Here is a 14,939-nt window from a genome sequence, read left to right as displayed (position 1 = left end):
TAAACGTGATTAAGTGATCGCTATACACAAAAAGGAAGCAGGGTGTCTGGCAAGTCCGCTATGCGGGCAGATGGATTTGAAAATTCGAGCTATCCAGGGAGATGGATGCTCGTTTTCAAGAGTAAATAAGGCGCAAAAAATGTTCTTATCAAGATTTTATTGTTTGGTGGGTATAACACTTGCGGATGTGAGGAGAGTTATAAAGGCAGCTGTGATATCAGCTGCGATGACAACTTCTGCACAGGCTGATTTGTTGGATAATACCCTTGATTTTCCTCTGATTTCTTTTAACAGCACTACTATAGGTGCAACCTCTTATAATGCCGCGACCGATGAATTCAGCCTGAATTCGGGGCTAACGGCATTACTTGAAAATTCTTCATCAGTGCCGGTATTTATCAGTAATGGTCAATTGAATTTACAGATCATGGTAGATGATAGTGGCGCTTTGCTTGCTAATGCTGCAGCAGAAGATGTCCAGATCAGCGGTACCTTGACCCTTAACAGCGTGGTTTATTCCGGTACGCTTATCTCAGGCAAGGTAACGGCTTTTGGCTTTAGAGATTCTACCAGTAGTCTTGACCTGTTTGACTTTAAATTTACCGTTACCGGGGGGGCTTTAGCTTCATTTTACCCTGGTAATATGGGAATAGATCTGACCAGCGAAAGCTCAAACTTTAACGGAGATTTTGGCGTAGATTTTAGCGGCAAAGCTAAAGGACTTATCGGTGGAGTGAAACTGGCAAAAGATCCCGCCAGTTTGGGGGACCTTGTTTGGGAAGACCTTAACAGAGACGGTATTCAGGATATGGGAGAGCCGGGCATAGAAGCCGTGACGGTTAATCTGCTCGCTCCCGGTGATGACGGGGTATGTAATACCTCAGATGAGCTTATGCTCGATATGACGACAACCGATGCCGATGGTCTTTATGGCTTTAGCGAACTCGATCCCGCAGACTACTGTGTCGAATTCATTATTCCCGATGGTTATATCGTCAGTCCGCAAGATGCCGGAGGTGATGATGCTATGGATAGCGATGCCGACCCGGTAACCGGGCAAACACAAACGATTACCCTGGACTCGGGTGAAAATGATCTGACCTGGGATATGGGGCTTTACCGGTTAGCTGCGCTGGGAGACTTTGTCTGGGAAGACTTAAATGCCAATGGTGTTCAGGATAACGATGAACCGGGCATAGAGGGGGTTACGGTAAACTTGCTCGATCCCGGCTCTGATCTTGAGTGTAATACCGGTGATGAGTTCACTCTGGATAATACCGCGACTGATGGCGATGGACTCTATAGTTTTAGTCAACTTATTCCCGGCGATTACTGCGTAGAGTTTGTTGCCCCGGCAGGATTTGTTATCAGCCCGCAGGATTTTGGCTCTGATAGCAGTGACAGTGATGCAGATCCGGCAACTGGACAAACTACCACTATTTCCCTGGAGGCAGGGGAGACGGATCTGACCTGGGATGCAGGGCTTTACCGCTTAGCAGCGCTGGGAGATTATGTCTGGCTTGATCTGGACAAAGACGGCTTACAGGCGAGTAATGAGCAGGGGAAAGCAGATGTTAAAGTGAACCTGCTTGACTGCTTAGGTGAGCCGGTGCTTGATGATGTCAATATGCCCATGAGTGCTTTAACTGATGCCGATGGCTTATATTTATTTGATAACTTACTGCCCGGCGGTTACCTGGTTGAGTTTGAATTGCCCACGGGATTTGTGTTCAGTCCGGCTAATGTTGGCAGCAATACCGAGATAGACAGTGATGCCAACCAGTTTACAGGTCGCAGTGCTTGCACCAATTTGTCATCCGGTGAAACTGATCTGACAATAGATGCCGGGGTTTACCAGCCGCTGGCTTGTGATATTTCTGTAAGCAAGAGCTGTGATATCCTTCCGGTGAAAACCAATCCTTTCGTTTGCAAAGATGCCAAGCCGATTGACGAGCTTACCATGATCTGGAATGGCAGTAAGAATATTGATGTAGTTGCTCATTACGGCAAACTTAAGGATCCTGTACTGGCCAGAGTTGATAATATCGCCCCGGGTGATGAGGTTACTATCAGTGGTTTTGCCGGCGCCAAAAATGATGTCGAGTGGGAAATATTTAAGGCAGGTAGCCATTATCGTTTGGGCATATCAAGTTTTCATTTGTCGTGCTCTGATGAGAATATGAATGGACCCGAGGATTGCGGTAGCCCGCAGGGTAAAAATGGTTCGCATCATGGTTGCGATGATGACGATTGTGATGACGACCGCGATGATGATCGCGACCATCGTGCTTATGCCTATACTTTCACTTATTCAGGTGACTATCGTAAAAACGACGATGACGACGATGACGACGATGATGACCGAGATGACGATGATGGTGACGATAAAGACCACGATGACCGAAATGGTCATGGTATCGGTAGTTGGTTGCTTGAAGGAATGGCTGGCAGCAATGGTGTAACACTTGATTGTAGTGCGCCAACACCACCACCAGCCCCCACCAATAGCTGTTCATTTGAAGTACCTTCCGGACCCCATTGTAAGGGTAAGATTAAGTCAATGGACTTGCACTACCTGGGCGGAGACTGCGAGATCACGCCGAATAAACAGTGGGGCAAAGCCAAATGTTACGGTATTAAACCCGCTCAAGAACCGGTACGTATCCGGGTGAGTGATGGCGGTCATAAAGTCTATTTGGATCAGTCTGACGTGATGATAGGAGATGTTGTCACGGCTTCAGCTTCAAATGCCGGGCGTCATGAATTTGGTTCATGGAGTCTGATTGAAATCTTCGATGCCAATCACAAGCGGGTGCAAAAAGTTCAGTTGCATACTTCCTGCTCTAAACCATTAAACCTGGCAGATAAATTCGGTAGTGTGAAGCTGGTTTCACTTAATACCAGCAAACGGGGCAAGCAATCACTCGGCGCTGATGTCAATTATGGTTATGTCATCACCAACAACAGCACGGAAACCTTTACCGGCGTTGCCGTGGATGATGTCCTGGGTACCATAGCCGATCCCCTGGTACTTGACCCGGATGAGGTCTTTATCACCAGTGCCGAGCAGTTTGTGCTGCCTGATAGCACCAATGTCTTTGCCAATACGGTAACCGTCAGCGGCGGACTGGCACCTTCCGGGGTTGCCTGTGAGGCAAGTGCTTCGGCAACCGTTACCCGCAAGGAGCCACTGCCGGATTGCAAAGCCAAAGGGGAAAAGAAACTGACCATAAAAGAGTATAAAGTTAAGTGGAAACTCTTTAATAAAGGTCACGACCCTCTTACGGTGAAACGTATCGAAGTTGCCTTCCCGGGAGAGCGCGGCGTTAAGAAAATAAAACTCAACGGTGATATTTTCAAAGATGGCAATGTTTCATCACCTGCGGTATTTGATACTTTCATCAATGACGTTAATAACCGCCAGATCAAGCCGGGTGGGTATAGACGGCTGGAGATTGAGTTTACCAAGAAACTCAAACATACCTTACCCAAGGACTACATTATCAAGGTATTTTTTGTCGGCGGCTGCATGGTAAAACTGGATATCAGCTCAGATCCGGGTCATTACAAATGCACTAAGCCTATAGACGAGCTCACCATGCTTTGGACCGGTGATAACAGCGTAGAAGTTGAGGCTTTTAAAGGAGATAGTCATGCTCCTTCTCTTGGCAAGAAGATAGTAGCTCCGGGTGATGAAATTAGCTTCTCCGGTTTTGCCGGTTCACCCAATGATGTTTACTGGTTGATTCATGATGCCGAGACAGGGCACTTGCTTGGTAAGTCGAAGTTTCATTTATCTTGCTCTGACAAGCATATGAATGGACCGGAAGACTGCGGTAACATGCAAGGGAACGGTAAAGGAGATCACGGCGATGACGACGATGATGACAAAGGACATAGTGGTTCTTTGATTAACCTCTGGAAACTCGAAGGTATAGTCGATGCTGGCGGAACGCTAAACTGTACGCCTTAATTATTGAGTTTTATTTCTATACAAAGCCGGCCTAGCCGGCTTTTTTTATTATTGATTTAACGAGGCTATGGACTTTCAAGTTTCGGTAACTTATTACCTTTTAAGTTATTCAGGCATATAAAGTTCATTATTTACTTGCATAAAACAGGCATAGTGTTGAAATACTATACAAAACAATGATAAAGCAGCCGCAAAAAATAAAAAATACTATTAAATCAAATGATTATGTTGTTGGTTCGGATGTTGCGTAAATACCCCTGAAATTAAAGAGGGTATCAATATGAAACGAACAAGCTTATTTCTTATTTGTGGTTTATTTGCATTATCCACGACAAATGCTTTGGCGAGCATGATAGTGTTGGATTTTGATGGCTTTCAGGATGGCCAAATCATCGATGATGAGTACTTTAGCTCACATGGCGTGACCATCAATAGTGTTAATTATATTGATGGCGTGGTGGGTAACGGCAATGATGTCAGCAACCGCCAGGTTGCTTTTGATACCTTAAATGACGCTTCGCATGATAGCGATCTTGAATATAATAATAACAATAATGATTACAACGATCCGGGCAGTGCTTTTAGTTATAGTGCGCTCAACTTACCAGGTTATACCGGGGCGAGTAACCCGGGAAATATTTTGATCTTACAAGAAAACGGTAATGGCTGTAGCGACGGTATTTGTGACGACCCCGATGATGAAGGCAGCAGGGCTGCGGGTTATTTCGAGTTTGTTTTTGCCGATTTGGTTTCGATTCTAAATCTTGATTTTTTTGATACCGAAGACACCAACAATATGAACGGTTTTAATGCCATTCAGTTTTTTGATGAAAACGACAACGAGATTCACGCCGGTATGTTTGTGCCTGAAGTGGGAGATGGTCAGTTTATCCGGCAAACGTTTAGTAACATTACTGATGTTAAAAAAATGGTGGTTAATATGCCTGGCTCCGGGGGAATAGATAACTTAGTGTTCAGCACCGCAGACGTACCAGAGCCACAAAGTTGGTTACTTTTGGGCACAGTTTTATTGTTATTATCTCGCCGTAAGGCTTAAATGATTAAATGAAACATAAAGGCGCTAAAATCAGCGCCTTTTTTATTGCTGCATATTTGAGTGTTCGTTGCTGGCGCCTGTCTATTCTAATGCAAAGTATGGGAGCTTTTTAAAATAAAGCAGCGGGTTTTTCCTTTACGGGCGCAATCGGCCAGGTGTGATAACTCTGCTTGCGCCAGGCTGGCGTTAGATAAGATCACCGCCGCACAGTTTCCCTTACTCAGGGCTTTTTCGATACTTTCCAGGTTTACTTTTACCTTATTGGTATTGACCTGCAATATTTTTGAGGTATCGAGCCAGGTGCTATCCGACAAACATTCTAAAGCATTTTTCTCCGGGTTAATCACTAAAATCCATTTCTTTTGCTGGTAATGCTGCTGACAAATATCTGAGTATTGTTTTGAGCATTGTTGCCGACTTTCAATGTTTTTAATATTCAACCAGGTATTTCCAGGGCTTGGCAGCTGTTTTGAGTTTACCTGGTTGATATCAATATTGTTAGATTCAAGCATAGCTATATTCCCGGGTTGATTAATAAGTTGCTGTATGTTTATACAGTATATCGATTTGGATGAATAATCAAGGCTTGTTTTGTTTATTTATTGACAAATTTGCTAAATTTTTCGACTATAAAATAGTGCAGGTCAGATGAGTTGTCTCAGGGATAAGCCAGAAGCATGCTTTTAAAAAGTTGGCCTTAACCACCACAAGATTAAACGGATTTGATATGACAGCAACAAGCAGCAAAGGTTTTAACCTGCAACGCTTTAATTCTTCCCTTAAGCCGCTGGAACAGGCGCTGGCAGAAAAGCAGCAATCCCAAGGGCATTTGATGGCACTAACGCATGCCTTAACCGATCTCCAGCATCAGCTGGATGTTCTTCAGCAGGGGACTCTCCCGGGAAAATCCTGGCTGAATAACCGTTAGTTGTTTTGAATTTTATTCTCTGAAACAGGAATTTATTAATATTCTTAAGATAAAAACCATTTCTTAAGATTGAGTTAAGATTTGCTTGTTAACTTTAACCCCAAGCAGTAACCAAGGGGTAAAAAGATGACAGAGCAGGAAATCAAAACAAGATTAGCGGATACCTGGGACAATTTACCCGGACAAGCGTTATTAACTGACGGTAAAACTTCATTAACCTACCGGGCCTTTATTAAAGAAGTTGAGCTGCTAACGGTTTACTTAGCGCAGCATAAGGTCACCTCGGTCGCCCTGTTGGCGGACAATTCCTTACAGTGGGTAATAGTAGACTTTGCCTGTCAGCAATTGGGTATCGCCTTATTGCCTTTACCGGCTTTCTTTTCAAAACAGCAAATTCAGCACAGCGTTAATACCGCGGGTTGTCAGCTGCTTCTTACAGACAATCCGGCTTTGCTTTCAGGTAAATTACTTTCCGGTAATGTTACAGGTGGTAAACAAGATGCCGGGCAAAGTGCTTTTACGGTGCAAAGAAGCGAGTATTCCAGCTTATATTCGAGTGTATTAACACCATTATCTTCTTATCAGATCACCAATAAAGGCGCATCGGCTCAGGGGGAGCTGCTGCCTGAAAATACCAGTAAAGTGACTTTTACTTCCGGCACTACCGGTGCGCCTAAAGGAGTTTGCCTGAGTCTGGAGCAGCAGTGGCAGGTGGCGGCATCACTTAAAAATGCCGTGGCGCCTATGTTAACCAATAAGGTTAAGCGTCACTTATGCCTGTTGCCTCTATCTACCTTACTGGAAAATGTTGCCGGTATTTATGCCGCCATGCTTGGCGGAGCCACTGTGGTGGTGCCTTCATTAACCGAGTTGGGCTTTAGCGGCAGCTCTTCGTTAGACTTTCCGGCGTTATTAAAACAAATCAGCTGTCATCAGCCGTCAACTCTTATCACCACGCCGGAAATACTTAAGGGCCTGGTGATGTCTGCGGGGCAGGGCTGGCAGGTACCTTCAAGTTTGGCATTCGTTGCCGTTGGTGGGGCCAGGGTGTCAGCTAAGTTGATAAGCCAGGCACAGCAGGCAGGCATCCCCGCCTTTGAAGGTTACGGTTTATCTGAGTGTGCTTCTGTGGTCAGCCTGAATAGCGGCCGTGAGCATCAATCGGGCTCTGCCGGCAAACCCCTGGAGCATGTCAAGATAAGCCTGGTGGATGGCGAAATCTTTGTCAGCGGCAATACCTTTTTAGGTTATGCCGGAGACCGCAGTTCCTGGGGACAAACAAGTTACGCCACCGGAGATATCGGCCATATCGACAACCAGGGCTATCTACATATTACCGGGCGCAAGAAAAACACCCTGATCTCAAGCTTTGGCCGCAATATCAATCCCGAATGGCTGGAGTCAGAGCTTAATGCCTGTACCGGCATCCGCCAGGCGCTGGTGTTTGGCGACAGCCAGCCATATTGCATCGCCGGTATTTTACCCCAGATGATGGCGGGGCAGGCCCTGGTCAGCGACGAACAAATCAGCGCCATGCTGGCAAAAATGAATATTCATTTGCCTGATTATGCCCAGGTAAAAGACTGGTTTTATCTTGATGAATCCCTGTTTGCCGACCCCGAGTTAACTACCGCCAATGGCCGGGTGAAAAGAAAGCAAATGACGGCGTTTTTACAAACACAAATTGAGCGTATGTACCGAAAAGCCTCTTAAGTACTGCCCAGGCTGATCACCAACTAACAAATGAATAAACAACAAATTAACGACATTTCACCAGTATTTATAGGAAGATTATCATGAACTTTTTCCAGCGTTTAAAAGAAGAAACCACAACAGAGCAAAACTACTTATTATCTGCCCCTATTATTGCCCGCTGCATGCAGGGAGATATTTGCCTGGATGACTATGTCGCCTTTTTAAAAGAAGCCTATCACCACGTAAAACACACCACGCCGCTGCTGATGAACGTCGGCGCGAAATTAACCGAAGAAAAAGAGTGGCTGCGCGAAGCGGTAGCCGAATATATCGAAGAAGAGCTGGGTCACCAGGAATGGATTTTAAATGATATCGCCGCCTGCGGTTATGACAAGGAAGAAGCGCGGGCCAGTGAGCCGAATTTTGAAACCGAAGTCATGGTGGCTTATACCTACGACGCCATTAACCGCAAAAGTCCGCTGACCTTTTTTGGCCTGGTACATGTGCTTGAAGGCACCAGTATCGCCATGGCCGACAGTGTCGCCAAAACCGTCGGTGACAATATCGGCTTACCGAAAAATGCCTTCTCCTATTTAACCTCACACGGGGCAATTGATATCGAGCATGTGAAATTTTTTGAAACCCTGATGAATAAGATCACCGATGAGCAGGAGCAGCAATTGATCATCAAGTCCGCGAAAAGGTTCTACACCTTATACGGCAACATCTTAAGGGGATTACAGGTCAATCACGGCGTGCCGGCGGCTGCTTAGGAGCAAATGATGAAACTCTCTGATGCCAAAGTGGTGATCACCGGGGCTACCGGCGGAATAGGCCAGTCAGTGGCTTACCTGCTGGCCGAGCGTGGGGCACGTTTATTACTCGTGGGCAGGAATAGCGATAAGTTAATCAGCACGGTACAACATTTGGGCAGTGAGCATTCGTGGCTCAGCGCGGATATCAGCAGTGTGCAGGGCAGGGCGGATGTCATGCTTCAGGCGAAAAGATTTGAAGCCAATATGTTGGTCAATAATGCCGGTATCAGCGAATTTAATGAGTTTTCCCAACTCTCCGATACCCGCCTGGCACAGGCGATGAACATCAATTTGCTGGCGCCGATGTCGTTAACCCGGTCATTTTTGCATGAGCTGGGCGACACTCCGAAAGTGGTACTAAATGTCGGCTCGGCGCTTGGCAGCATAGGTTATCCCTATTATGCCAGTTACTGCGCCACTAAGTTCGGCCTCAGGGGCTTTACCGAGGCGCTGCAACGTGAGCTTACCGACTCGCGCCACCAGGTCTTGTATTTCGCTCCCAGGGCAACCGACACCAGCATCAACTCGGATGCGGTAAAACAGATGAACCGGGCGCTGGGCAGCAAAACCGATACCCCGCAGGAGGTGGCCCATGCCTTGGTCAAACAGCTGGAGTTGGGCAAAAAACGTCTGGCTGTCGGTTGGCCGGAAAAATTATTTGCCCGTCTTAACGGTTTCTGGCCCGAGGTGGTGGATAACGCACTGGCAAAAAAATTCACGAAAATTCAAAAGTTTGTAAAAATGGTTAATAGTTGAGGAAGACACATGAACAGATTAATGAAAAACTCCCTGATCACTTTAAGCCTGGCATTAAGCACGCCTTTGCTGGCCAATGCCGCTTCCATCGATGAAGAGATCACTAAACTGCAACAGCAGTGGGCCCATGTCAATTATGAGCTAAAAGATGATGCCCAGGAGCAGGGCTTTAAAAAGCTGGTACAGCAGGCACAGGCGGTGACGGAGCAATATGGTGATAATGCCAAGTCCTGGATCTGGAGTGGTATCATACAATCGAGCTTTGCCGGACAAAAAGGCGGCCTGGGAGCCTTGTCGCTGGCGAAAAAATCGAAAAAAGACTTTGAAAAAGCGATTGAGCTTGATGCCAATGCCTTAAACGGCTCGGCCATGATGAGTTTAGGTGTCCTTTTTCATAAGGTACCCGGCTGGCCGGTTGCTTTCGGCGATGACGACAAGGCCGAGGAATTGATGAAAAAAGCCCTGGCAATCAACCCTAAAGGCATCGACGGTAATTACTTTTACGGCGAATATTTGTATGATGAGGGCAAATATCAACAAGCCAAAGATTATTTGCAGCTTGCCCTGCAGGCAGCACCTCGCCCTAACCGGCCGCTGGCGGATAAATACCGCCAGGAAGAAGTCAGGCAGGTACTGGCAAAAGTCGAAAAACGCTTAAACAAACGTTCGAAGAAATAAGCATGCGTATTTTATTAGTAGAAGATGATATGCCGCTGGCCCAGGGATTACAGCAGTCCCTGCGTCATGAAGGCTTTGTGGTCAACCATGTCAATACCGGGCAGCTGGCGCTTAATGCGCTGGCGGTGCCGGATCAGGACATGGTGATCCTCGATTTAGGCCTGCCGGATATGGATGGTTTGTCGGTACTGAAAAAGCTCAGGAATAATAAAGCCGATATTCCGGTGATTATTTTAACCGCTCGCGACTCTATCGAGCACAAGGTCAAAGGCCTGGATTTCGGCGCCGATGATTACCTGGCCAAACCTTTCGACATTCATGAACTCCTGGCCCGTCTGCGCGTGATTGAGCGCCGTTTGGGCACGGCAAAAACCTCAGTGATCCAGCTTGGCAGCGTACAGCTGGATATTGCCGCCCATAAGGTGGGGATTGACGGCCAGGACATTAACCTGTCGAAAAAAGAGTACATGGTGCTCAAAGCCCTGATGGAAAATGCCGGGCGTATCCAGTCGCGCGAGCAAATCGAATCCCGCTTATATGACTGGGGAGAAGAAGTCGCCAGCAATGCGGTTGAGGTGCATGTGCACAACCTGCGCAAGAAATTACCGGAGAAATTTATCCAAACGGTACGGGGCGTGGGTTATACGGTGAATAAAAGCTGATGTCGATTCGCCGCTACCTGGTGCTGATCCTGCTGTCGGTGATCACCCTGGTGACCTTTATCGCGGCTATCGAGGGTTATAACGCCAGTATGCAAAAAGCATCGAGTATTTTTGATGCCGAGCTGAAAATACTGGCCAATACCCTGATAGCCATCGAAGCCGCGCCCGACCAGCAGGACAAAACCTTGCTGGAGGCAGGCGCCCAGACCAACCTTGCCTTTCAGTTATGGCAAGGCAATGATTTAGTGTTAAAAAGCAATAATGCCCCCGACAGGCGCATGAGCCAGAAAAAAAGCGGTTTTACCGAAAACAATTTTCTCGGCCAGCGCTGGCGTACTTATGTGAAATCTTCAGGAGCTGACGGAGGCCGTATGGTGATCCTGGCCCAGCCGGTACAAAGGCGTTTTGAATTCGCCGAAGACGTGATTTTATCGGCGGTGTTGCCTATTATTTTGGTGATGCCGTTATTGGCCCTGTTTATCTCGTTGACCATACGTCAGGCGCTTAAACCCCTGACCCATTTAACCAAAGAGTTAAAAAGTAAAAAACCAAACGATCTCAGCCTGCTGCAAACCCATACCAAAACCAAAGAGCTTGAACCTGTGGTTTACACCTTAAACCACCTGTTTGAACGTTTAAGCGGGGCATTTGAACGGGAACGGCATTTTGCCTCGGATGCCGCCCATGAGCTGAGAACCCCGTTAAGTGTATTAAAAATTAATGTCCACAATGTCAGAAACGAACTTGGCCACGAAAGCCAGGCCATGAGCCACCTGACCGAAAGTGTTGACCGCATGGCGCACGTGGTGGATCAAATTTTAATGCTCAACCGCACCAGCCCGGAGCAGGTGAGCCTGGACAGCACTGAGGTTAATTTAACTTCTCTTATCCAGCAAACCATCAGTGATTTATATCCGGAAATTGCCCAGCGCGAGCAAACCATTTCACTGGAAAGCGAAGAGCAGATAATCCGCGGCAATGAATTTTCCCTGCGTATCCTCATTCAAAACCTGATCTCCAATGCCAGCAAATACACGCCAGACGGCGGGGCAATCCAGGTCAGTACAGCGCGGGTACAGGAGCGCCTGGTGCTGGTGGTTGAGGATTCGGGACCCGGCATAAAACCTGAGGAATATCAAAGAGTCTTTAACCGTTTTTACCGGGTCGGCGGCGATCAGCACAACTCGAAAATAATTGGCTGCGGCTTAGGTTTATCCATAGTAAAACATATCGCAGTATTGCATAATGCCGACATTGAACTCTCTCAATCTCCCGAGCTTAAGGGATTAAAGGTTAGCGTGAGCTTTACACAAGAGAATAACAAGGTAGCCCGGTTAGCTGCCAATCAAACAACCAACCAAGCAATTAATAAGGTAAGTAGCACAGCAAATGCCCTTTTGCCCGAGGATAGCGATGGATAAGTATATTAAAGGGATTTTGCTGCTGGCGACCCTGTGCTGTAGCTGTGTTTCCTGGGGTAAACGTCCGGAATATAAGCTGGAGCTAAAAGATCACCTGTTTTATCCGGCGGAAATAGAAATACCTGCGGGCCGTAAAGTCAAGCTGGTGATCCATAACCATGACAGCACCCCGGAAGAATTCGACAGCTTTGATTTGAACCGGGAAAAAGTGATTTTTCCCAAGAAAAAAGCAGTGATTTTTGTCGGTCCGCTGCCGCCGGGCCGTTACGGCTTTTTCGGGGAATACAACCCCAACACGGCAACAGGCACTGTGGTGGTAACAGAAACGCCAGGCAATGATAACAGGGACAGTGATGCTCATTAATACCGTGATCCTGTTTTTACGCGACGGCCTGCCGATTTTTTTAATGCTGGTGTTATTGCTGCTTATCAATAATCAGCTGGCGCTGGGACGTCAGTGGCTCTATGGCGGCATTGCCGTTGGCGTTGCCGGCAGTATCCTGTTGGTGTCTCAGGTGGATGCGGTGGCGTCAACCCTGGAAGGCACAGGTTTGGAGTGGCTTTATTCCCTGGGATATATTTTTATTTACCTGGGCATTTTACTGGCGCTTTATGCCCAATATACCCGGCATACACGGCTCTGGTCGGCCTTAACCCTGTTGTTGTTGCTGGCGGTATTAACCTTACACAGCAGTAATTTTTTGGTGTATATCACCGGCTACTGGTCGCAATCGAATACCCTGAAACCGCAACTTATCGGCATAGTGCTGGGATTGGGGATTTTGCTCAGCATCAGTATTTTAGTGTTTTTTGCCCTGGAATTTAGCGATCGCCAGTTATATGCCTTTACTTCGAGCTGGCTGACGCTGCTGTTTGGCGCCGGGCAGTTATTGCAGGCGTCTAAATTACTGCTGCAAATTGATATGTTGCCCGGCCAGTCGCCCCTGTGGGACAGCAACCATTTGCTGGATGAAAGTTCGGGTATGGGACATTTTCTCACCGCCTTATTTGGTTATGACGCCTCGCCGTCGCTTATTCAGGTGAGTATTTATCTGGCGGCGGTGATTTTACCGATTTCATATTTGCTGTTAGCAGAAGCTAATAAAAGAAAAGTTAATCAGAAGGAAGAACTCTTATGAAGAGTTTCACGGCCAGAGGTTTTATTCGGCTAGTATTGCTTGTGTTGGCCCCGGTACATCTCGCCTATGGCGACGGTGTGGTGGTGGATAAGGTGTATCACCCTTATGTCTTGCCCAATGAAACCGAGGTGGAATGGCGCCTATTGTCCCACAGGCAAAAAAACTCAAACAGTTTAGGGCAAAGGTTTGCTTTTGGTCATTCTTTATCCGAAACCATCATGGCAGAATTTTACGTGGTGGGAGAGCGCGATGATACCAATGATTTCGGTTTGCAGGCCTATGAAATTGAAATTCGCCAGATGCTGACCCAACAGGGGCAGTACTGGGCGGACTGGGGCATGTTATATGAAGTGGAAAAACAACATGACCGGGATAACTGGGAAGTTTCCACCGGGGTATTATTTGAAAAAGAGTTCGGTAAAACCAGTTTAACCATGAACCTGTTCGGCGTTTATGAGTGGGGAGAGGATCTTAAAGACGAGTTTGAAACCGAATTTCGCCTTAAGTACCGTTACCGCTGGATCCCGGCGTTTCAGCCGGCAATCGAGTTTTATACCGGGCAGGACTTTACCGGAGCGGGACCGGCCTTTATGGGGATCCACAGGTTCAGCGGCCAGAAACAGTTAAAGTGGGAAGCGGCCTTTATCAGTGCTTTAAATACCCACAGTAAGAATCATACCTTCAGGATGGCGATTGAATATGAGTTTTAGTATTAAACCTGGTGTTGGTGCTAGGGGCTTTGCTCGTTCGGGCTAAACCAGTAGGCAGGAGGAATATCCCGGGTTTGCGATGATAAATGATGGTTTTCCAGCCACAGCCAGGTTCGCTTGGGATCGTTCAATAATTTTATGGCGTTGTCTACCGCCGGATGGTTATTAAAATAAGCTAAAAAACTGCCGTCCCGGTAGGCCTGTTCCAGCCCGAAGCGAATGGCATCTGCCAGTGCCCGGTTATCGGGAGCAACAAAGAAAAAGGTTGCCAGGCGGTATGCCAGTACCAGGTGGTTATCTATTACCAGGTTAGTTTTAGTTTGTTTGAGGATTTCATATTCTCCCTTAACTTCGTGCGCCCCCCGGGAGACCCCATGAAAACGCCCGCCGGCCAGGGCATTAAATAATCTGTGATAGGGCAAAGTGACTACATTTAATCCCGCCTCTTTCATGATTACTTCATCCGGCCAGTTCAGTCCCAGGCCGATCACCGCATTTTTAAATGCTGTTACCGAGGAAATATCGCTAAAAACAGCGGCGTTTTCTGTGGTGGTCATCATAATGCGGTAACCGACCAGGCCGCGAAAAAGTGGAATACGTACCGGCAGCAGTTTTTCTTCCATCTCCTTGCTCGTACCCATGAAAATGATGTTGACCGGCCCTTTATTGAGCAGGTTGCTGACCAGGCGGGCATGGGGCACGCCTTTGGCGCTGACGGGGGAGAGTTGATAGTCTCTGCCGCTTTTCTCAAGCGCCAGCTTTAACAGGCCAATCCAGTAACTTTCATAGTCTGACAGCTGGGCGTCCAGGGTGCGCTGATAATAGCGTACCTGCAAAGGGGATGAATGGTTTTGCTGTTTGGGGATTGTTGCTTTCTCTTGAGGACGGGCGACAGTGGCCGGGAGTAATAATACCAGGGTTAATAGCAAGCTAAAGCATATCTGGGTAAACAAAGACAGCAAAGGGATGATCCGCAATATACAATGATAAAGTAAATTTTAAATCATAGTGAGATTTTAGTCATTAAATGAAGGTATTATGATAAATAACGGCAATCAGGGTATAATGCACTCACTTTGCTCGCGCGCAATATTGCGAGAAAAAT

14 protein-coding genes are annotated in these 14,939 nt (G+C 47.0%); 12 read left to right on the top strand and 2 right to left on the bottom strand.

Features of this window, described 5'->3' with window-relative positions; translation table 11 throughout:
• Nucleotides 1-226: 226 nt before the first annotated feature.
• Entirely contained in the window at nucleotides 227-3,973 is a 3,747-nt protein-coding gene (locus SG35_RS16400) for an SdrD B-like domain-containing protein (protein ID WP_044835445.1), read from the top strand.
• 280 nt (nucleotides 3,974-4,253) lie between these two features.
• Entirely contained in the window at nucleotides 4,254-5,030 is a 777-nt protein-coding gene (locus tag SG35_RS16395) for a PEP-CTERM sorting domain-containing protein (RefSeq protein ID WP_044835446.1), read from the top strand.
• An 86-nt stretch (nucleotides 5,031-5,116) separates the two neighbouring features.
• Here the strand turns inward: SG35_RS16395 and SG35_RS16390 are convergent, their stop codons facing one another.
• The gene (locus tag SG35_RS16390) at nucleotides 5,117-5,542 is read right to left on the bottom strand and encodes a SulA-like leucine-rich domain-containing protein (protein WP_044835447.1); all 426 of its coding nucleotides are present in this window, start codon (nucleotides 5,540-5,542) and stop codon (nucleotides 5,117-5,119) included.
• Between the two features lie 215 nt (nucleotides 5,543-5,757).
• Between SG35_RS16390 and SG35_RS16385 the strand changes: the two genes are divergently transcribed.
• The 10 genes from SG35_RS16385 (at nucleotide 5,758) to SG35_RS16340 (ending at nucleotide 13,834) form a co-directional block, all read left to right on the top strand.
• Nucleotides 5,758-5,958, top strand: a complete 201-nt coding sequence (locus SG35_RS16385; RefSeq protein ID WP_152646795.1) for a hypothetical protein — start codon at nucleotides 5,758-5,760, stop codon at nucleotides 5,956-5,958.
• A gap of 126 nt (nucleotides 5,959-6,084) precedes the next feature.
• Nucleotides 6,085-7,671, top strand: coding sequence for an AMP-binding protein (locus tag SG35_RS16380; protein WP_053043377.1), 1,587 nt, complete (start codon nucleotides 6,085-6,087; stop codon nucleotides 7,669-7,671).
• 83 nt (nucleotides 7,672-7,754) lie between these two features.
• Nucleotides 7,755-8,426, top strand: coding sequence for an iron-containing redox enzyme family protein (locus SG35_RS16375; RefSeq protein WP_420794538.1), 672 nt, complete (start codon nucleotides 7,755-7,757; stop codon nucleotides 8,424-8,426).
• A 6-nt stretch (nucleotides 8,427-8,432) separates the two neighbouring features.
• Entirely contained in the window at nucleotides 8,433-9,224 is a 792-nt protein-coding gene (locus SG35_RS16370) for an SDR family oxidoreductase (RefSeq protein WP_236702694.1), read from the top strand.
• Nucleotides 9,225-9,233: 9 nt separating this feature from the next.
• Entirely contained in the window at nucleotides 9,234-9,902 is a 669-nt protein-coding gene (locus tag SG35_RS16365; RefSeq protein ID WP_044835451.1) for a tetratricopeptide repeat protein, read from the top strand.
• Nucleotides 9,903-9,904: 2 nt separating this feature from the next.
• The gene (locus SG35_RS16360) at nucleotides 9,905-10,564 is read left to right on the top strand and encodes a response regulator (RefSeq protein ID WP_044835452.1); all 660 of its coding nucleotides are present in this window, start codon (nucleotides 9,905-9,907) and stop codon (nucleotides 10,562-10,564) included.
• Complete coding sequence (locus SG35_RS16355) at nucleotides 10,564-11,985, top strand: ATP-binding protein (protein WP_063888691.1); 1,422 nt, start codon at nucleotides 10,564-10,566, stop codon at nucleotides 11,983-11,985. The genes SG35_RS16360 and SG35_RS16355 overlap by 1 nt, the downstream gene beginning before the upstream one ends.
• Nucleotides 11,978-12,349, top strand: a complete 372-nt coding sequence (locus SG35_RS16350; RefSeq protein WP_044835453.1) for a cupredoxin domain-containing protein — start codon at nucleotides 11,978-11,980, stop codon at nucleotides 12,347-12,349. The genes SG35_RS16355 and SG35_RS16350 overlap by 8 nt, the downstream gene beginning before the upstream one ends.
• Nucleotides 12,339-13,124 (top strand): FTR1 family protein, encoded by a 786-nt coding sequence (locus tag SG35_RS16345; RefSeq protein WP_044835454.1) that lies wholly within the window; start codon nucleotides 12,339-12,341, stop codon nucleotides 13,122-13,124. Before SG35_RS16350 ends, SG35_RS16345 begins: the two co-directional genes overlap by 11 nt.
• Complete coding sequence (locus SG35_RS16340) at nucleotides 13,121-13,834, top strand: hypothetical protein (RefSeq protein ID WP_044835455.1); 714 nt, start codon at nucleotides 13,121-13,123, stop codon at nucleotides 13,832-13,834. Before SG35_RS16345 ends, SG35_RS16340 begins: the two co-directional genes overlap by 4 nt.
• 20 nt (nucleotides 13,835-13,854) lie before the next feature.
• Here SG35_RS16340 and SG35_RS16335 read toward each other — a convergent pair whose 3' ends face one another.
• A complete protein-coding gene (locus SG35_RS16335) occupies nucleotides 13,855-14,796 on the bottom strand; it encodes a hypothetical protein (RefSeq protein WP_044835456.1) in 942 nt (313 codons plus the stop codon).
• Nucleotides 14,797-14,939 lie beyond the last annotated feature (143 nt).

Source organism: Thalassomonas actiniarum (assembly GCF_000948975.2).
Taxonomy (GTDB): Bacteria; Pseudomonadota; Gammaproteobacteria; order Enterobacterales; family Alteromonadaceae; genus Thalassomonas; species Thalassomonas actiniarum.
Note: the sequence above shows the minus strand (reverse complement) of the source record. Positions and strands in the feature narration are given on the sequence as shown.